We start from the raw sequence: 22,008 nt of genomic DNA, 5'->3' as shown, positions 1-22,008 counted from the left end.
ATAATAAACAACTTTTAAATTTTTAATCACATGTCAGATTTTTTGCCTTCACTTTCCACATTGTTTCCTGTAGAAAACATGCCGGAAAATTTTGGTGTCTTTAAAGACGGTATAGGTTCTGTCTTTTCTGATTTATATTATAAGAATCTCCAGATTGAAAGGAGTGTTGATTGCGATAGTGCATTTTACAGCCTTAAAATTAAAACCTACAAGAAGCTTGCTTTGGAAATTCCTGGTACTGGTGGATTGGGCTTACTTCTGAATCCTAATTTTGATGGGACTAGTACAGAAATTCCCATATCTTTGGATTATACCTGGCCTATTTTAAAGTATTCCAAAAGCTTCGAACTTGCAACATTTGATTGGTCGCCAAAATCTATTTTTGATATTTTACTGGAGATTTCTGGAGTAACTGTAGAAGATCTATTAACAGAATCAATAAATAGTTTAATAGATAATCCTGATCCCATTCAGAAGTTTGTAGATGATTTTAACGCAAAATATCGTCCGGTAAATCCTCTCTCAAAAAGTACCAACCAAGATGATACTTTGGTAATTTTAAATCTTATCGATCAGATTACAGATTTATATGTGAACAATACAATTTCAGTTGACATTTATACTGTAATTTTCGATATGTTTCTGGGCATTCCTGCTGAGCTGGGAGATGTAACAGGACGAATTGAAACTCTCTTCTCAAAGTTTATGGGTAATTTTACTCAAGAAAACATCAAAGAGCTTTTCATTCCTAAAGTTTCGCTATTCTTGGATAACATAGATCTTGCATTGGAATTCCCAAGATCTATATTTACCCCACTAGATGATGATAAAAATTCACCTACCTATGGAAAGCCTTTGCCAGATTCAGCTAGGACATTACTTACATTTAATGTTGGATCTTTTTCGTATAGTACAGATAAAGGTTTGGAGTTTAAAGGAGAGAACAACCTTAGTTTCCAAAAATCTTTAATTGGGAATACTGGATTAACCATTGATTTCGAAGGAGCTAAGTTAGACTTAAGCAGAACTCTAAATATTCCGGAGGCAGCAGCCGATGGTCGTCCAGATAACTTTGTTGGCGTTTTCATTGAGAAAGCGACTATAGGTCTTCCCGCTTTTTGGACTAAAAGCAGTACTGACAAGGTCGAAATATATGGTCGGAATCTAATTGTAGGAACTGGTGGTTTCAGTGGTACAATTGGTATGGAGGCTATCGATCCTAAAGATCCAAATCCAGTATTGTTAGAGACAAAGTTCGGAGGTGAATCAGGATTCTCTTTAGCTCTAGATACCTTTGAGATGACATTCAAACAGAATGTTATTACCGGCAGCAATATCCATGGCCGCATGACCATTCCGAAATTCAGTAAAGATGGTAATGATAAAGAGCCTGCAGTACTAGATGTTAGTGTTTCCTTTGGAAACGGTGAGTTCATGATATCTGCTGCAATTCCGGAACCTTTGAAAATCACTCTTCCTGGTCTTCTTGATGTTTACATCAACTCAGGAAAGATCGGTAAAGAGGATGATAGGTTCTACTTTGAGATCACAGGTGGGCTGAAGTTCCAGGACATGGGTGGAGCCATTGGTGAGTTCCTTCCCGAGAAGATCGATATTCAGCGTTTCAGAATCTGGAGCGATGGTCAGGTGGAGATTGCTGCAGGTGGTACAACCAAACTGAAGAGTCCTAAAACATTAACGATAGGTCCAGTTAAGCTTACCATTACAGCCATCCACTATGGTACTCATGAGCAGATGCATGATAACCAGATGAGGAAATACTGGTACTTCGGATTTGATGGTGGTGTAAGCATTAACCCAGGTGGTGTAGATGCAAGAGGAGATGGTATCAAGTTTTATTTCACTGTCGATAATAACAAATCACAAGGTAGAGAACCACATTTCTTCCTGCGTATTCAGAGTATCGCAATAGATCTCATTATTCCCGGCGGGTCCAGCCCAGAACAGGCTGCCTTATTGTTGAGCGGTTACTTGTCAATGAAGGATCCTGCTGAAGGAAGCAAATACACGGGAACTGAATACATTGGTGGTGTTACCTTCTCTCTTCCTAAAGTCGGTCTTTCCGGAAGTGCTGCCATGCGCTTGAACCCTGATGTCCCTGCATTCTTGATAGATGTGGGTCTTGAACTTCCTGCTCCTATTCCACTTGGTCCAACAGGTCTTGGTATCTATGGTTTCAGAGGTCTGGTAGGTAAGCATTATGTTGCCACCAAAAATGCAGCAGGCGTTCCTGAAAGCGGCTCCTGGTATGAATACTATAAAAAGAAACAGGCACCGGATTTTAAAGAAGGTATACAAGTTTCCAAGTTTGAACTGGAAGATGGCTTCTCTATTGGGGCTGGGGTTTCTTTTGCAACAGCTACAGACAGCGGTAGAACATTCTCAAGCAAAGTATTCTTGTTGCTTTCTATTCCTGAATTGTTCGCAATACAGGGACAGGCAGCATTGCTAAAAGAAAGAATCGGTATAGATTCTACTACGGATCCTCCGTTCAGTCTGTTCCTTGCCATTACCAAAGAGTCTGTAACCTCTGAGTTCGGTGTTAATCTTCGCATTCCCGAATCAGGTGCTGTATTTGACGGCAAAGGTCTCATAGAAATGGGCTTCTTCTTTAAAGATGCCGGTGCGTGGTACATGAACTTTGGTCGTGAAACTCCGAATGATAAGAGATTGCAGGCAAGAGTGTTGAGCTTGTTTAACATGTACTCTTATCTGATGATATCAGGAAGCGGGATAAAAGCTGGTGGAGGTGTAAGCTTTGGTTTTGACAAAGGCATAGGACCTTTAAGAGTTAAGCTTTCAGCCTACATGGATATGGCAGGAAGATTAAGCTTCAGACCTGCACAGCTGGGCGGCTCAATAGCATTGGGTGGTGAAGCTGCAATACAGGTATTTTTTATAAAGCTGGGGTTAAAGGTATTTGCCTTCCTCGCTGCTGAAGCTCCTAAACCATTGATGGTTACAGGTGCTGTAGGTATCAGCGTTCCTAAACCAAGCATTTTCAGAAAGAAAAAAGGTGGAGGAAAAACGATCAACGAAACCATTGATTTCACATGGACGCTTGACAGAGAGCTTAACATGGACGAGATTCAGATCCTTGAGCCTGGTAAAGCTAAAGCGCTGAACATTATGAGCGGCGAGACTTTTGATCTTTTATATAGTCCGAATGGTTTACCAGCAACTCCTCCTGATGTTCTGATTGAAAACCACGTCATTCCGGTGGATAGCTTTGTGGAGATTGAGTTCTTGCGTGGAATGGGATTTGATCCTTCGTCACCTACAGTTTCCAATTTCTATCGTCCTCCATACGGAGCAAGTTATACGGAGCTTTATCCTCCGCAGAAAGGAAAGTCAAAACAGGTAGAGCATAGTTATCTCCTTTCGCAGCTCAATATAAAAATATGGAATCCAACAAGTAGAAGTTGGGAAGACTATGAACCATATCAGGCAATGGCTCCTGCACTCACAAATACAGTGGTGAACTTTAGCGGAAATATTGCAGACTTAAAATATGGATCATGGCAGGCTTATCAGCCTAATAACTATAACAGGTTGCGTCTTCTTTGCCAGAACCCGTTAAGTTACATGGAAGCCAATCCGCTTCCTACGGAGACACTTGGCTTCAGAGATAACTTCATGAGCTGTCTTGAGCCAAGAAGATTTAAATCTGTAAACTTTGAAAACTCACCTGTATCCATATTTAGAAATAGTAATGAGTTTAATTTTTACAAAAATACAATTCTTGTACGAATGCTGGACGGAGACGGAAGGGTTACCAGTGAAAGCAATACATTTGGTTTTACCAATGGATTAGTCCTTCCTAACGGGTCTGAGGTTGAGCTTTTGTTTGAACAACCAGCGGCAAAGATAGATCTCAAGCTTAAGACTCTTATATCACAGGTAGAAGTAAAGTATCTTAAAAAGGTAAAAGTTCCTGATCACTTTGTTAAACTGATTCCGGGCAGTCAATGGCAGGAAGCTGCACCTTCTGCAATTGTAGATGCTGAAGATCTTACAGCTGCTATTTCATTTGAAGCAAATAGTGATCTAAGCAATTGTGTTGATAAGATAGTTATCAAAGGTTTGGGGACTTGCACGGAGGTTGCATGGTTATTGGTAGAAGACGGATTTGACTTGTTAAAAGAAGACCTGGGCAATCTGCTTCTGGAAGATGGAAACTCCTGCACTACCTCTGTATTCGAAATGCGTTGGGAAGATAAAACGGATTATCAGTTCAATAAGACGCTTCCTGCAAATCAGGCAGCTGTTGATGCGGATAACGATCTGTTAAAGCAAGCATTGGAGACAACTGTTCAGCCTGTGTGGAGACCTGATTCTATCTTTGGAATTGAGCTTGTTACCAAAGACCATTTGGTTGGAAATGAAACGAAAGACTATGATCATCAGCATACTTTTATGTTCAGAACTGCTGGTCCTGTCGGTCACTTCCATGATTTCAGCAAAGAATATAAAAGGCTGGAAAAAGAGGATAAAACCCAACAATATAAGCTAAGGTCATTGGGCCACTATATCGATTATAGCAAGTGTTATCCTAATGCAGACGGAAAGCTTACAGATGCCAAACCTTTGTTCTATGAAGATCCTGAACTAAACCTGTTCTACAAATACAATTTTGTATATACGATGTTCCAGGATTTCGGAACCTACAAAGGCAATACTCCTGTGACTTCTAAACTTCAGGCATTGATTCTTGATCCTTCAAATTCAAGCGGGCAGCAGCAAGCAACAGATTCTGAATGGAAAGAGACAAGTAAGACAGGAAGTGAAGAGGATAAAGTAGCGCCGATTATAAGAGGAGATGTAAAGGCATTGCAGAATCTGTTGAATCCAGAAAATCCTGGAAACTGTTCAAGCACGCCATTGGAAAATCCTCTTAATATAAAGAGTACTTTCGTTACGGATACTTTGCTGCCAGATAAGCTATACACAGCACTGTTCCAGTCTGCATTCAACGGAAGTATTAATGGACGTGAAAAAACCGCAGAAGTGCATTCTTATGTTTTCAGAACATCCAGGTATAAGGACTTTGCAGATCAGATCAACAGTTTCTTTGTTAAATATAAAGAAAGCGAAAATTCTACTGAAGAATTAGTAACTAAGTCCTTGTTCAGCATAGAGAAGGAATTTGAAAGTGCAGACTTGAGTAAAGTTTCATCTCTGATAAGCGCACCTGAGACATTTGATCAGTTAAAAGGTCTTTATGCAAATGGATATGACCGTATCGTAACTGGTTTCCTTAAGCTTCCTGCAATTGCACCTGCAGATAGTATGGAGATTAACATCATCAAGAATATAACTGCAGAAAATGAACGCATAGTTGGAGTTATTGTCAGAAGCCCTGAACCGTTTAATGATCCTAAGATACCAGAAAGCGAATTGCTTGGAAGTATTAAGATGAAATACTCAGCCACACAGGGGGGAACTATAACAAGAACCAATCAAGCGAGTGAAATCTTCTTGTCCAAAGATCGTTCAAGTGCCTTTATAACTTTTAATGATAACGGTCCTGTGATTCAGCCTGGTTATCTGTACTTCGATTTCAAATACCTGACATGGAATGGAAAGGCATATGTTCAGAAGAGTTCAGTGACCAATTTTGAAGTTCAGGTTCAGTAAGTCTTAAACAGTTCTTAAAGAAGAGCTGAATGGATAAAACACACTTATTTTCATGATTAGCAGGTAAAGCCATTTACCTGCTGTTATCAACCTATATTTTTATAAAAATAAAACAAGTTTAGATTTTTAACTTATGAGTAACATTTCAAAAACTAATCTGTATACAGCGTCGCCGTACTTGTATCTGCAGGCAGCTGGATCCGATGGTTCAGACGGTACTTCCGAAGGTATACACCTTAGGTGGGAGTTTGATGGTTATTTAGGAGAGCAGCATATTCCCAAAGGAAATTATGCAGGCCCTACAGGAGGATTCCCCGCTGATTTTGGCTTTAACAAAAGTAATGACTTTGTAAAAATATACAGAAGTGCATATACAAACAGATATGCAGCAACTGTAGACTTTTCCTCAATGCTCACAAACAGTTCTCAACTGGTTGAAAGTGGTGAGATAAGAGAATGGACCTTTAACACTACACCTGTTAGTCAGGAGTCATTGGAAAAATGCTATGTTAAAGTCCGTTTCCTGGACACTTTCCTTTATGACGATGCTCGTGCTCTAATTAATCCAGTCAACAATGCTGTTAATTTTTTAAAGAGTTACAGAGGGGCTATCCAGATCACTGCAGACGGACATTTATGCTTTCGCGCAGAACTGGAGATGAAGTCCATTAATACTTCTGCTTCAGCTCTATTAAGGGTGGAAGCAATTTCAGGAGTTGATCAGGCTTCTGAAGAAAATGACGCGGTAACATATAGGAAGAGCCAGAGTCAGGAGGCTACCAGTGCTGTATTTTTCCATGATATTGTATCCGAGAGAATTCGTACTGTTACTTTTACCACTGATAATTGTTATCCTGTAATAGTAAAACTTGAAACCTATTTTCACTATATAAGCGGTGTAAACCATGAATCTGGCGGTTGGACAAGTGTAAAAGATCTTTCTTTGTCTCTGGATAATACAGAAGTTCATAACAGGTTAGATAGTTCAACATTGCTGGTGGATGGTCGCTGGCCAAAGTACAATGGAGGGGCTAAAGTAAAAGTCAATAATTATAAAGACAAGTGGGAGCGTCCGGGGAAAAATCTTTTAGATCCATACAGAGATGAAGATCTAAAAGATGGTGTAACTGCATACCTTTTGGGTAGTATGGATCCTGACAATGTTCGCGTATCAAGGTTGCTTGGGGGCGACAAAGCTTTACCTGATCTGAAGATTTCACAAAATCCTCCTGATGAAGAAGGCTGGATCATCGGAAACGGAGCGAGAAGGGCAGACGGTCAGCAGTTTGAAGTAAGCATGCAATCAATGCTTCGCATGGCTGCAGTGGACTTTCATGTGGCCAGAATGCTGGGCTTCGGACATATTGACAACACTGGACTTGCAAGCGGAACTTCAACGAAATACATTTATCTGGCTGTTTATACCACATTAATGAGTGCTGAAGATGGCGTAACAAGCGTAACCAAGGATCATGCTGCTATGTGCCTTCCCACTTCAAAAGCTGATTTCAGATATCCTGAAGTACCTAAAGTGCTTCCAATTACATATGGGTTGAAATTTGATACGGGAACAGGACAGGAAATAAACCTTACTGATGAGGAAGGTTATGCACAGCAGGAAGCAATTCGTTATATCAATATCAATATTGACGATCCTGCTATATACGAAGAGCCTGAAGCATTTTTTATAGGTCCGGAATTCACAACTCATGATAAAAGCGAGTCTGTGGGTTTTGGTATTGAATATAAAAGAATTACTCCCGAAGGTCAACCAGACTGGGTTGTTCCAGAAATTTCCCATGATGAGGACTTCCTGGATGCCAATGAAAATCCAGAACCAGTTCCTGTTTTATTTGGTGGATCAAATCCATTATACGTTCATAAAGAGATTGAAGAAGGAGTTCACCAGTATGCGGTATATGGAATCAACACGTTTTCAAGAATCTCTGCTTCGCAAGTTACGAATCAAACGAACAACACTGATTTTCCATCTAGGAATACTATTATTCCGCCTTTAAATCTTGCAGCACATCTTGTTCAGGAAGAAGGGACTCCGTTACTGTTTACAACTGCATCCGAACAAACTGCTTTGGCTGCACTTAATGAAGATTCAACATTGTTGAGAGTTACATTTAACTGGAATCATATTAATAATATGAACCAGGCTATGACCAAAACCAATGGTGTTCCGAATAAAGCAACTAAGGTTCAGTTCTTATTCCATAAGGCACTACCCGAGTCTGTGCGGGGCAAGGTGAAAAGTGTTTTACAATTGGAAGACGGAAGAATAAAAGTAACTACAGAAGGTTACAAACTTTATAGCTCTGGCAACGATGCATCGGTAAATCCTGTTTTAGCCCCTGAGGATTATCCTTTCTTCAAAGGAAGTGTAATGGTGATCGATAAGGCTGACTTTATCGTCAAAGATGTTGAAACCCCTTATTTTTCAAGTGAAGGACCGGTATTCTATCTTGCAAAAAAGGAAGAAAGAACAATAGAGGAACCAGATAATGATAATACGATTATTTCTCCGATCAAGAGCTTCTTGCCTAAGGTTGGAGACAGGTTCCTGGTTCCTCGAAATATGGCTGAAAAGGAATCGTGGAATTATACTTTGAATAAGGAAGTTGCTATTCATTATTTTTCTGAGCATACCGAACTTGTCACTGACAGTGATGGAAATCAGACAAACTACCTGATGGGTGGTATTGCCGAACCTGCACTAATTGAAGAAAAGAAGGATAAAGGATGGGTCTATAACGATTCATTGAAGGTAAATGTGGAGGCGGAAATTGAAGAATCGAGAACAGGTGTGTTCACAATTACTTTTGACGGCAATCCACTAACTGCACATGCGGATCCTGACTTTGAATGGTATCAGGGTGTAGTCAGAATAGAAAAGGAAAATGATAGTGCTGAGAAGAAAGAGCTTCAGGTAATAAATATTAATAACAGTGGAGCTGACCTCGTAATTACTGTTTATGATGCTGACTTTAAAGTTGATCCTACTACCTATAATCCTATTAATGGCTATGAGCCAATTAAGACGGGTACTGTATTCGTAAACTTTCACCCAGGCTACAGACTTTATCTGAATGCAGAAAGGGACAGTGATTTCGTTAATAGTAACCTTGTTCCCTCATCAGGCAGTGATGAAAGTCTGAGAACTACTGTATTTGCTGCGAGGGCAGTAGATGCAAGAAATGGTCAGACGTCTTACATCAGTTCCCCTGTTCCTGTTATAGGAAGAAGGATTATAAAAGCTGCAATACCGGAGAACCCAGAAGGACCATCATTTGCAACGCGTCCTGATTTTTATGGTAAATCAACTTATACCTTCGATACTCCGATGAATGTTGAGGATGGAAGAAAGCCTTTTGCTCTTGTTTTTTACAGAGGAAATCATAGATCGATTCTTGATGTATTATACAAGCGTGAAACAGTTGCTCAAATTCTTATTGACTTAAATGAAATAGTCGATGACACTATGGCTACTGCTGCAGAGAGGTGGAGAAATCTGGTAAATGTAAAAACTTATAGTGATGAAAGTGGCGAAGGATTTGAGGTGGTGAATGGTTATGGTTTTCAAAAGCCGGATAACCCAGCTTACAGAATTCCTTCTCAGGATCCAAATGCTTTACCTGTTTATCCATTTGCAGGAAGTTACGACATTGAAGAAGCAAAGGACATTATACGAAGAGCCATAGAATCCGTCTTCGTTCCTTTGACTGAACAGCCAGTATTGTATTCACATATTAAAGAAGGGAAACAAACTTCTCAACGTCCACCAAAAATCAGAAACAGCAATGACGAACGTCTTTCGAAAGAAGATGCTGAATATGATCCCTATCCGATGGTTGTGAAACTTCCGGGAGAAGATAAGGTTCGCTTTACAGATTATAAGATTGACGGTGCGGCAACTGAGTCTTGGTATTTTTACTTTGTCAAAGAAATTACGGATGCTCTTGTACAAGGAGGTGGTTCAGATATGCTGGGCCCTGTAAGATTGATAGATGCTTATGCACCTGCAGCACCAGCTGTAACGGGAGTGTTTAGTCGGCCAGAGAATCCTGTTATCGGGGAATCAACAGCAGTGAGGTTTACAGTAAACCCTTATCTGGAAGCTGAGAATATAACTGCATTCAGAATTTACAGAACAACCGACAGAGGTAAAGCAACTTCGGTTAGAACGATGGATCTTGCTGCAGAGATCAATGCAACAGATCAGTTGGAGGATACCTTTACAAATCTTGATTTCCCACCATTCGGTGAAAACATCTATTACCGTATTGTAGCTTTGCGAAACATCCTCAATGAATCTGATGAAGAAGAATTGGTGCCATCCGAAGCTTCCGGTCTGATTCTTGCCAGTGTCATTGATGTGGTAAATCCAGCGGCTCCGGAGCTTTCTTTTGAAGCAGCTGAAATTACGGAAACACAGCTAATCGATGTTACGCTAAAATGGTCGAAGACAACGCACAATGGGAAGTATTATCTGTATAAGATGACCGACTCAGGTAACTGGAATAAAATCCATGAAGTCAAAACGAATGATGCAGAAATTACATTCAATGCGGGAACACTTGAAAAGCTTGATGATGAAGATAGCAATGTCTATCACAGGTATAAAGTGGATGTTGAAAACGCATCAGGACTTTTAAATACTGAAGAAAAGGCACTCACCATTCAGAACGAGATTTTGCCTTCACAGTATGAAGGACTCTCTCTGTGGCTTTCTGCGGATAAGCTGGAAGGACTGGAAGACGGTGATCCTGTTGCCGAATGGCAGGACAGATCTTTGAATAGAAATCATGCTGTTGAAGTAGACCCGTTGAATAATCCTGTTTACAGGGAAGATGCAGGTAGTGGATATCCAGCTGTTGAGTTCGCGGGAAGTCAATATCTTGTTTCAAGTGATTCTATAGATATTACAGGTTCAAAAGCATCTACAATTTTCTTTGTAGCTGAAGCATCAGCAGCCGGTGATAGGACTGTATTGTACATCGGTGATGCAGCAGGAACAAATGCCAAAACAAGAATCTATGCAGCCAATGATAGCCTTAAAGTAAGCTTCAACAATGGATACAGAACTTTTAGTAATGGATTAACTGCTCTTGATGAATTCAATGCTGTTTCTTTCAGAAACGCTCAAGGTGCTAATTACGGCCAATACCAGGCATTTCTGAATAATACCTCCTTGACTGAAAATTCAGTATCTGCAGATACAACAGTTCCTAATACCTCAGGAGATCTGTTCTACATAGGCGCTTCCAGAAGCGCAGGAGTGTTTACTTCAGGAGCCTTTATGAAAGGAAGCATTGCAGAGATCATTGTCTACAACCGAGCGTTGAATGATCACGAAGTAGAAGACATTTTTAACTATATCAATAATAAATACAATCTGTATTAATAAACTTTTTTGAATTATGGCAAATTTTAATGATTTAAAAGCCCGTTTCCAGAATGGTGACAATCCATTGGAAACAGATTTTTCAGCCCTGATAGATGCAATAGCGGAAGCAGGAGCACGCGAGCCTTCTCTGAATGTATACGCCAGTGATATCAGGAACATGATGGCGGCAAATAGTCTTAAAAAGGGAGCTTTATACAGAATCCCTTTTCAGACCAAACATGTTATATCCAACACTACAGTGGTCAATACAGGTGCAACGGAGTATTTATTGTTATATGCATTGACAAGCTCTACAGTTTCACGCTTTGTTTATTCGGAAAGTTATCCTCAAGATGTAATTGCTCTTGATTTGAGTAATGTGATATGTGAAGATGGAACTACTTCTAGAGAAGGTAAGATTACTTACAGAAAAGATTACGATAGGAATCTGGAGACATGGTATGATTTTAGGAATGTGAGGTTTAGGAGATGGCAGGTGGATACAGCTTCCAATGCTTCTCTTGCATGGCAGGCTTCTCATGCCTATGCTGTTGGTGATGGAGTTTTATTTAATTCGCTATTTTATAGATGTGTAAAATCGCATACTTCTGGTGTTACCTTCACTTCCGATAATTGGCAAATTATTTTTGTTACCGATACAAATAATAAATGGGCTTGTAATACTACCTTATCCATGATGGGCGTGAGTATTAATGCTAATCTTTCCGTATATGAGGATTATTTAACTTTTAACGATTCAAGTTCAAAAGATATTTCTATAGGTAGGATGAATGATGGAAGTTATAATAATGTTGTTGTACTACACAGTTATGGTAATTCTATAGGTGAAGACTCCAAAAATATAACATTTGCATATGGGTCTTATGGAAATATAATTGGAAATAAAAGCAGTGATATTTTATTGTTTAACTCTGCTTATTCTAACATAATAGGTGACTCTTGCAATAACGTTGTAGTATGTAATAGTGCATGTTATAATTCTATTAAAAGCAATGTGAACAATGTATTTTTGGTTTATTCTGCAACAAGTAACTGTATTGAGAGTGGTGCATATAATTCAACATTAGCTTCGGTAGCAAATTGTACCTTACATGGAGGAAGCTATGGTAATAAAATCGAGTATAGCTCCGATAATTCTGAGATTGGATCTGATTCGTTTGGGAACAATATAGGTTATAGTTCAAAGAATGTAAAAATTGGGTCTAATTGTTCCTATAATTCGGTTGTTCATAATTCACAGAGTTGTGAGATTGGAGATAACTCAAGCAATAATAATTTTCATACATCTCCCTATAATAACCTGGGAATGCAATGTTCTGATAATTCATTTTTGGCAGATTCCCAACATAATACTTTGGAGGGAGATTGTACCAATGTCTCTTTTGATCAGAGTTCAAGGAATGTCGTGAAAGAGTGTAATAATTCTACATTTGAACGCTCGAGTTATAACAAAGTAAAAGGAGCGGCATTATCTCTTACAGATAGTTCTTCTAATGAGTTTAGTGGGACTATGTCTGGTATAGAAAATGGTTCGTATAATTATTTGTCTGGAATTTCAAACTCTGTAATTAGTGGTTTAAATAATCATATTGGTGGAGGGAGTTATATCTCTATTAATGGCAATGGAAATATAATTGAATATAATTGTTTTAATATTTCAATGCCTGAAAACAACAATTATAATAAGATTGGCACTGGGTGTACAATGATAACCTTTGACAATGGCGCTTCGCATAATGAAGTTTCATCTGGATGCTATAACATTAAATTTGAAACAGATCTCCCTGAGAATACATGTAATTATAATTATGTAGGTAAAGAGAATCTTTATAATATTATTCGCGGAAATCACATCGTGCTGTCCACCGGCTGTTCAGGCAATGAATTTGCCTTTGGCACAAGCTGCATTCATTTTGGAGTATGTGTTTCAAACGTAAAATTCCTCGACCCTCAAAATGATCTCCGCTTTGAAGTTTCAGGAGATATTGATAAAGTCTTTGATGGTACCTATCCAAATGCTACTGTCAGCAAAGTTTCTCCTGATGGTTCTCTATGGTATGAGACTATAGACAACGCTGGTGTAGTTACACTTCATAAATTAACAGAGTATGTGGAAGAGCCAGAAGAACCAGAACCAACCGGTCCAACGCTTCTTCAAACGATCAAGATTGACTTGGGAACATCTGCTACAACCACAGATACTACATGGAATTATGTAACAACGAACTATACTTCCGGTAGTCCGTTTGCACTCAACAATATAGCAGGCGCAAGCTCAGGATGTGTTGTATTCCCTGTATCATTCGCAATTAATGGGGTAACCGGAGCATCTCCGGATTCCGGAACAGGCTATAGTATTCCTACGGATATTATGAAAAGCTATTTCTATGTATCATCTCCGAATGCGCGTAATTTGACCTTTAAAGGTGATCCAACCAAGGTCTATGATATTATCATCTACGGTAGCAGAGCTACTTCAGGATCTACTGCCCCTAAAGGAACTATTTATACGATAGGCGGCGTGGCTAAAAATCTGGAATGCTATGGCAATACCAATACTACTGTAAGTTTTGACAAGGTTGTACCTGACGGAACAGGGCAGATCGTAATCAATGTAGCTGCCGACACTACTGGTGGAAATACAACAGGTTATATCAATGCTGTCATTGTGAAAGAGTATGCGGTTTAGTTAAGCAATAGTACATGAATAAATATTCTTGCAGATGCTAGCTGAATTTTTCGATCACTGTTATCTGATCAATCTCCCTGAAAGGGTTGATAGAAAAGAGTTGTCTTTGCTGGAATGCAAAGCAGTTGGACTTACTCCTGAAATCTTTCCTGCCATCAATGGCAGGAAAGATAATATTGTGTATCATAATCCCGGAAATATCGACCCTATTGCCTGGAACCTTGGAGCCGCTGGGTTGATGAAGACAACAGAACTGATACTTCTGGATGCTAAAGCAAAGGGTTATGATAAGATATTAATATTAGAAGATGATGTGGAGTTTCATCCTCAGGTAAATGAAATCTTTGATGACTATAAATCAACGATACCAGATGACTGGGAATTTTTCCAGCTGGGATGTTGTCACAAAGAGATCCCCGAAAAGGTAAATTTCAGAATTTTCAGGATTACAAATGCAGACTGCTTGCATTGTTATGGAGTACACTCACGTGTCTATGATTCTTATCTTGAAAAAATTCAGAAAATGGATATGCCATTGGATCATGTATCTGTAAAGTATTTTCAACCTAAAGGAACGTGTTATTGTTTGTTCCCGAATTTTGCCTATCAGAGGCCCAATTTTTCAAACATTGCTGGCAGAGATGTTAATTATTGTTTTTTAAAGTAGCTCACAGTACAGATTTTTTTCATTTTTTTTGGTTCGCCGCAAGTTTAAGTGCTTTTTCTCGAAGAACGAGGGAAAGCACTTTTGCTTTTAAGCAGCTAAATTTATCTTTTTATGTCTGGTGATATGATTTATCTAAGGCAAAATTTGATTTTACTATTCTTTTGAGATTCAATTGGATATAATATTAGTGTTGCGTTTCTGTACATAGTAGTAAACTATTAGAGGTGAAAAATTAAAAAACATTAAAGATTTATTACATGGTTGATTTTGAATGGGTGCTCAAGCCCGTTTTGAGTGCAATTTTTTATTAGTAAATTCATAGATTATAGAGTTGTCAGCTAATGAAAAAGATTTCTCAAGTTTTATTTATCCTCACCCTTCTCAGTCAGACAGTGTTTTCCCAAACTCTCACAAATGCAGATTATCAAAAAGCATTATGGATGACCACGAGGTTTTATGGTGCACAAAGGTCAGGAGAGAACAATTGGCTTTTATACAATCATCTACCTACAGGCGTTCCTGCAGCATTAAGAGGAAGAGCGTTTATTGCCGATGCAGATGGAGCATATGATCTTTCTGGAGGTTGGCATGATTGCGGAGATCATGTAAAGTTCGGGCAAACTCAGTATTACTCCGCTTATTTGCTTCTCAAAGGTTATGCAGAATTTAAAACCGGTTATGACGACAGATATTCTTTTGATTACCAAGGCTACAAGGCAGCAAATAAATGGAACTTTGAAGACAATGCACATGATCCGAATTGTATTCCGGATGTATTGGATGAGATGAAGCATGAAGCAGAGTTTCTTATAAAATGTATTCCAAATTCAACTACTTTTTATTACCAAATTGGGAAGGGAGGGTGCCCCGGGGATCATTGCAGGTGGGAGACTGCTGTTAAAATGCAGACCAATGATGTAAATAATGGTGGGCAACCAAGACCAATATATAAAAATCCTCAAGATGCTTCTATGCCGTCTTTTTGTGGAGCCACATTAGCTTTGATGTCCAGAGTGTATAAAAAGTTTGATGCAACTTTTGCAGCAACTTGCCTCCAGCATGCTGTCTATGCCTATAATTATGCAAAGGCTAATCCTGGTACTGTTGGTTCTGCAGGAGGAGGCCAGTATGGTGCCAAAACAAACTGGAAGGACGATTTTGCTACTTTATGTGCTGAATTGTATTGGGCTACAGGAAATGTTGCTTACAGAACTGAAGCAATTAGTCAGGGCCCAATTACTCCAAACATGGGCTATACTTTTGATTATGCAAATACCGGGGAAATTGCCTTATATAACTTGGCAGTACTAGGAGACGCGACTTCGTTGACAACTTTTAATAATCGGATAACAGGCCACTTTCTGGCTAATGGGAGCAGAAATGGTCTGGGAGTTTATAATGCATATGGAGGAGGTTGGGGAGCGCTGCGTTATAATGCTAATTCTTCTTTTCTGATAGCTTTATACTGCAAACTAAATAACAATTATACTGCACCAGTTTTGGCAAAGCTATATGCAGACATTGATTATATAATGGGAGGGAACGCTAATAAGAGATCTTATATAGTAGGGTTTGTTCCTGGAGGTACGGGATATATTTCACCATTAAAACCTCACCATCGGAATGCTTATCTGAGAGATGACAACCCAGCCAATACTGATAATAGTCTGACGATACCGATAAAAAATCAGCAATTGGGAGCCTTGGTTGGCGGCAAACGCGATGGTACATATAATGACAATAGAGACGATTATGTTAATTCGGAGGTTGGAATTGATTACAACGCTGGATTAGTTGGTGCACTTGGTTTTATTAACTCAAGAGTAGCTCCCATTGATACAAATAAGTTTTGTGGCAATCCACCAACTTGTTCTATCCCTTCACTTGGTGCTGACATAAACACATGCGGCTCTTCATTTCCTTTTCAGCTGAACTCAAATACATCTGGAGGTAGCTCTATTAGATTTACATGGAAAAAAATTAGTCCGGCAGCATCCGTTCTGGTTAATAATAGTAGTAATGCAGCTGATAATAAATATTCAGTGACAGCTGCAAACGGAGCAGGTACTTATGTTGTCATACGAGATTCTTTGGATGCTGCAAATGCAGTGACTTGTACCAAATCAGATACTATTATAATCAGCAGCACATTGCCTTTACCTGTAATATCACCAACTGGCCCGATTAATTTGTGTAATCCGTCTTCTGTTGATCTCACAGTTTCTAATGGTGCAGCATTCCCCGCGTCAACTACCTGGCAATGGAGTCTGGATGGTAATAGTATTACGGGTGAAGAAGCGAAAACTTTACTTAATGTACGAAAAGCGGGAGTGTATAAAATTACAGCAAGTATATCCGGTTGCGCTTTTACTGAGTCTAGTATTACTATTACATCGAGCCTTCCGATTGCAGTTGATGGTTGTGCATCTACTGCTCCTATTAATCTTTCCATTGCAAGTGCTACGGGGGGACCATACAACTGGTATGCAACTTCAACTTCTACCACTCCTCTGGCTACAGGCGTAACTACCTATAATGCGCCAGCTGCCGGAACTTACTATGTACAGGACATGAGCAGCACTACAGGAAGTGTAGGACAGGTTACATCTCTGGGTTCTGGAACTAACTGGGGAGTAAGTGCAACCAATATGATGCTGTTTACTGTTACTAGTGACTTTACTCTTCATTCTTTCAAGGTGCCTCTTGGAAATATTAATGAAAATAAGTCTGCGACTATCACTGTGGAAATTTTGAATAACTCAGGAAATTCATTTACTCCTGCTAAAACGTTTACTTCGGACCCTGTAAACATTACAATGGCTATGGCCAATAGCCTGATTACTTTTAATTTTACAGGGTTTGACATTAAAGCAGCTTGGGGGCCAAATCTAAGAATGAAAGTTTCTTCACTGGGAATCAATGCCGATATACTCTGGAATTCAACAGGGGCAGGTTACCCATATGTTTCAAATCCATCAGGAATAGTATCTATTACTGGTTCAGCAGGCGGGAATAATGATACTGACGATTACATGTATTTCTATGACTGGAAAATTTCAACAGGAAACAACTGCAGCAGGCTTCCAGTCATTGCAACTACCGGTGCTGGATGTATGACGACTCCTGTAAGATTGTTGGAGTTTAAAGGAATACGTGAAAACAATATGACTTCTTTAAGCTGGATTACTGCATCGGAGGAAAACAGCAGTTACTTTGAAATCCAGAGATCAACTAACGGAACAGACTTTAACGCAATTGGCCAGGTTCATGCAGCAGGTACAAGTTCATCGGTAATATATTACACATTCGAGGATAGTTATCCTGTAAACGGTTTGTTTTATTATCGATTGAAACAGGTTGATATAGATGGTTCTCATGAATTAAGTAAAATTGTTTATATTTCTAATGAAGATCAGACGAGGTTAAGCCTTGTTCCAAACCCATTTCAAAAATCATCTCAGCTATCTGTTGTTTCTCCTTACAGCAGCAGTTATTCTGTATATGTAGTGGACTTGTCTGGTATGATAGTTGAAACTATTGAGAACCTTGGTATTGAAGATAAAGTTGAAATCGGAGCTTCCTTAAGCTCTGGTATGTATCTTCTAAAGGTTGTTGTAAATGGGAAGACGTATCATTTGAAGATGGTAAAGAATTAAGTAATAAGTTTAAAGTTTAAAGTTGAATATAATGGAAGGCTATCTGAATAAGATGGCCTTTCTCTGTTTTATGTCACACCTTAAATTATTAAAATGCAAGAGGGAAGACAATCATTAACAGATCGTCTTCCCTCTTTGTACTTATAACTTTCAACTTATTTAATGTACTCTTTCCTTTTCAAAATGCTATCCATAAAACGAATATCATTGTCCGAATTGAAGATTTTAAAAGGAAGGTGAATGATCTGAGCTTTATTGATAATTAACAGATAAGCATCTTTAGTTTTTTCAGCAGCTACCACCATATTCCATTGTATCGGACTTCCTTGTTTTGGGTTCAATTTGATGAGTACTTGTCTGCTGTCAATTTCATAAGTAAGTTTATCAAACATAATTTGATTTTGTGGCAGTTGGGTAACTCCGGTAAACTGTATTGCCCAGAATAGAATATAACCAACTACTGCAATGATTGCAGTCACTATAAACCACCATTTGTAATCCGGAAGAAAAATGGCAATACATCCGAACAGTATTGGTCCGAAAATATACCACCATTGTTTTTTGACAAGGTTTGTAAGAGCAATTTTTACGTAGGTGTTTTTAGGTAACTGGTACTTTTTGGTTTTGATAATCATAATTCCTGATTCTTCTGTATATAAATTTTTTAAAATGCTTTAAGACTAAGGTCCAGACTTCTGAATGAGTGGGTCAAAGCACCACAGGAGATGTAATCAACGCCTGTTAATGCATAAGACCTGATAGTTGATTCATTGATGCCACCGGAAGCTTCGGTCTCAAATTTCCTGGCTATTAGTGCTACTGCTTCTTTCATAAGCTGAGGGCTCATGTTGTCAAGCATTATTCTGTCAATTCCTCCTACATTAAGCACTTCTTCCACTTCTTTAAGTGATCTTGTTTCCACTTCTATTTTTAGTGATAAAGAATGCTTCTGAAGGTAATTTTTTGTAGATTCTATAGCCTGTTTTATTCCTCCTGCAAAATCAATATGATTGTCTTTAAGGATAATCATATCATATAAGCCGAATCTGTGATTAACTCCACCTCCGATTGCAACCGCCCATTTCTCCGGTAAGCGAAAGTTTGGTGTGGTCTTTCTTGTGTCAAGAAGTTTGCAGCCTGTATCTCTGATAAGTTCGTTGTATGTTGTTGTCAGCGTTGCAATTCCGCTCATTCTTTGCATACAGTTGAGCACTAGTCTTTCACCTGTTAAAATAGACCTGGCCCGGCCATGCACTTTAAAAGCCACATCTTTTGGCTTTACTCTGATTCCATCCGGAATAAGGATTTCCATTCTGAGGTCCGGATCCACTCTTGAAAATATCATTTCCGAAAGCGCTACACCGGCCAGCACTCCTTCGTCTTTTACTAAAAGCTGAGCTTTATTGATAGCATCTGCAGGAACAGAAGCCAAGGTGGAATGATCGCCGTTCCCGACGTCTTCCGCAAGGGCTGAGTCTATAAACTCAAAAATTGCTTGTTCTGAAAGAAAATTCACGGGACAAAAATAAAAAAAGCTCTGAATATCTTCAGAGCCTTCGAGAAATTTGCGTTATTTATTATTTACTCTTCAAATACGATTGAATCTATCAGGTAACTTCCGCGGAATTGTTTTACCACTGTTATTACTCTGAAAGTGCCTCCGCTATATATATATTTTCCAATTGTGTATTTCATCCCTTCTTTGGAAGATCCCTGGTGCACATATTGAAAATCTGTCGGAGGGTACTGTTTGAAAAAATCTCTTAATATGAATTCTGCCTGTGTTTTGCTGTAGGTTTTTTTATCCTCCTTGTTCAGGCCAATTTCTACCATATCGTTAAAATATTTTGAAAGGTCTTTTGAGCTGCCGGCCTTCAAGGCATTTTTTGTACCTTCAAGTACATCGGACTGGCCTATGGCATTCTTACTAAATATCACCAGAAGTATAGTAAGAATTAAAAAAGAGCGATTTCTCATAAATTAACTCGAATTTTAATATTTTTCATGTAAGCTAAAATTATGCCAATAAGTTAAAAGAAATTAACCAAATTATGCATAAGCCATTAAAAATCCTGTTAATCATTTAATTCCAGCCTTGTTTGCATCTTATAATTTATTCATTAACAATTACATTTTTTTTAATTGTTAATCCTGGTTAACTTTTAAGTTTTTTAAATTTTAAGTAACTAGTGATCGTTTTTAAAAATATTTATTGAAATGAATAAGAAGGTAATCCTAATCATTATGGATGGATGGGGCCTAGGATCAAATCCTGAGGTTTCCGCAATTGCCAAAGCAAACACTCAATTTGTTGATTCTTTATATGCAAATTATCCCAATAGCAAACTAGAAGCTTCGGGACTTGCGGTTGGGCTTCCGGAAGGCCAAATGGGTAACAGTGAAGTTGGGCATATGAATCTTGGAGCCGGAAGGATTGTTTATCAGGATCTTGTCAAGATCAACAAAGCAGTAGACGAGTGTACATTGGAGCATGAGCAAGCTTTAGTTGATGCACTTGATTATGCTAAAAAGAACAACAAGAAAGTCCATTTTATGGGCTTGGTTTCTGATGGTGGTGTTCATTCTCATATCAATCACTTGAAAGGCCTTTGCACTATTGCAAAGAAAAAAGGTCTTGAAAATGTGTTTATACACGCATTTACTGATGGAAGAGATACAGATCCAAAAGGTGGTATAGGCTATATCCGTGATCTACAGAATCATCTTGACGCTTCAGCTGGGAAGATTGCTTCGGTTATCGGAAGATATTATTCTATGGACAGAGATAACAGGTGGGAACGCGTTAAGCTTGCTTATGATCTTCTGGTTAATGGTACTGGTACTAAAACGAAAGATGTTCAAAAGTCAATTCTTGATTCATATGCAGAGGGCGTGACGGATGAATTTATCAAGCCGCTTGTAGTGGTAAATGACAAAGATCAGCCTCTTGCCCTTATTGAAGAAGGTGATGTGGTGCTTTGCTTTAACTTCAGAACAGATAGAGGAAGAGAGATTACCATTGCGCTAACTCAGAAAGATTTTCCTGAGCAAAACATGAAAAAGCTTGATTTGTATTATGTAACACTTACAAATTACGACGATAGCTTTAAAGGTGTAAAAGTTATTTTTGACAAGGATAATCTTAATCAGACTCTTGGTGAAGTATTGTCTGCAGCAGGCAAAAAGCAAATCAGGATTGCTGAAACTGAGAAATATCCTCACGTTACTTTCTTCTTTTCAGGTGGAAGAGAAAAGGAGTTCACCGGTGAGAGCAGAATCTTGTGTCAGTCTCCAAAAGTCGCAACTTACGATCTACAGCCTGAAATGAGTGCTTTTGAAATTAAAGACAAAATTATTGCTGAAATTAAAAAGAAGGAAGTTGACTTTGTATGTCTGAATTTTGCCAATCCGGATATGGTTGGACATACAGGTGTTTTCAGTGCAGCAGTAAAAGCAGTTGAAACAGTAAACGAATGTGTTGAGGCGATTGTAAAACAAGCGCTTTCTGATGGATACACTCTTTTGATTCTTGCAGATCATGGAAATGCAGATGTTATGATCAATGAAGATGGAAGTCCGAATACAGCTCATACAACTAACCTGGTTCCATTTGTTGTGGTTGATAACTCATATAAAGGTAAGCTGAAAGACGGAAAACTCGGTGATGTGGCTCCTACAGTTCTGGAACTGATTGGGGTTGAAAAGCCAAAAGAAATGACGGGCGTTTCTCTTTTAGGGTAAATTTCAAGATAATTTTCTCTCAGGAGTATATAGGGTTGAACTTTAATAGTTTAACCCTATTTTTTTTCAGTGGAATTTCCCTTTAGCTTATTTGTTGATACTTTTTAAAAGTGGCCATATATAGGTCTATTAAAAGTCCCCCCTGACTGCTTATAAGCCCAATTTTACTTGTTTTTGTATTGCT

At 38.7% G+C, this 22,008-nt stretch carries 9 protein-coding genes; 6 read left to right on the top strand and 3 right to left on the bottom strand.

Annotation, left to right across the window (positions count from 1 at the left end; all coding sequences use genetic code 11):
• Positions 1-30 precede the first annotated feature (30 nt).
• The 5 genes from K350_RS0104870 (at position 31) to K350_RS0104850 (ending at position 18,083) form a co-directional block, all read left to right on the top strand.
• Positions 31-5,658 carry a hypothetical protein gene (locus K350_RS0104870; RefSeq protein WP_028978944.1) on the top strand — a complete coding sequence of 1,876 codons (5,628 nt, stop codon included), beginning with the start codon at positions 31-33 and terminating at the stop codon, positions 5,656-5,658.
• Positions 5,659-5,791: 133 nt separating this feature from the next.
• Complete coding sequence (locus tag K350_RS0104865; RefSeq protein ID WP_028978943.1) at positions 5,792-11,068, top strand: fibronectin type III domain-containing protein; 5,277 nt, start codon at positions 5,792-5,794, stop codon at positions 11,066-11,068.
• A 16-nt stretch (positions 11,069-11,084) separates the two neighbouring features.
• Positions 11,085-13,760 carry a hypothetical protein gene (locus K350_RS0104860; RefSeq protein ID WP_028978942.1) on the top strand — a complete coding sequence of 892 codons (2,676 nt, stop codon included), beginning with the start codon at positions 11,085-11,087 and terminating at the stop codon, positions 13,758-13,760.
• A gap of 34 nt (positions 13,761-13,794) precedes the next feature.
• The gene (locus tag K350_RS0104855) at positions 13,795-14,427 is read left to right on the top strand and encodes a glycosyltransferase family 25 protein (protein WP_028978941.1); all 633 of its coding nucleotides are present in this window, start codon (positions 13,795-13,797) and stop codon (positions 14,425-14,427) included.
• A 341-nt stretch (positions 14,428-14,768) separates the two neighbouring features.
• Positions 14,769-18,083 (top strand): glycoside hydrolase family 9 protein, encoded by a 3,315-nt coding sequence (locus tag K350_RS0104850; RefSeq protein WP_028978940.1) that lies wholly within the window; start codon positions 14,769-14,771, stop codon positions 18,081-18,083.
• Positions 18,084-18,238: 155 nt separating this feature from the next.
• On the opposite strand, the gene K350_RS0104845 is transcribed toward K350_RS0104850, so the two are convergent.
• The 3 genes from K350_RS0104845 to K350_RS27435 all read right to left on the bottom strand — a co-directional run bounded on the left by K350_RS0104845 (position 18,239) and on the right by K350_RS27435 (position 20,060).
• Positions 18,239-18,718 (bottom strand): YcxB family protein, encoded by a 480-nt coding sequence (locus K350_RS0104845; RefSeq protein WP_028978939.1) that lies wholly within the window; start codon positions 18,716-18,718, stop codon positions 18,239-18,241.
• Positions 18,719-18,747: 29 nt separating this feature from the next.
• Positions 18,748-19,599 carry a carboxylating nicotinate-nucleotide diphosphorylase gene (nadC, locus tag K350_RS0104840; RefSeq protein ID WP_051312874.1) on the bottom strand — a complete coding sequence of 284 codons (852 nt, stop codon included), beginning with the start codon at positions 19,597-19,599 and terminating at the stop codon, positions 18,748-18,750.
• A 65-nt stretch (positions 19,600-19,664) separates the two neighbouring features.
• A complete protein-coding gene (locus tag K350_RS27435) occupies positions 19,665-20,060 on the bottom strand; it encodes a DUF4783 domain-containing protein (protein ID WP_037573979.1) in 396 nt (131 codons plus the stop codon).
• A gap of 240 nt (positions 20,061-20,300) precedes the next feature.
• Here K350_RS27435 and gpmI point away from each other — a divergent pair, with 240 nt between their 5' ends.
• Complete coding sequence (gene gpmI, locus K350_RS0104830) at positions 20,301-21,824, top strand: 2,3-bisphosphoglycerate-independent phosphoglycerate mutase (protein WP_028978937.1); 1,524 nt, start codon at positions 20,301-20,303, stop codon at positions 21,822-21,824.
• The last annotated feature ends 184 nt before the right edge of the window (positions 21,825-22,008 follow it).

Origin of the sequence: Sporocytophaga myxococcoides DSM 11118, assembly GCF_000426725.1 — a bacterium.
Taxonomy (GTDB): domain Bacteria; phylum Bacteroidota; class Bacteroidia; order Cytophagales; family Cytophagaceae; genus Sporocytophaga; species Sporocytophaga myxococcoides.
Note: the sequence above shows the minus strand (reverse complement) of the source record. Positions and strands in the feature narration are given on the sequence as shown.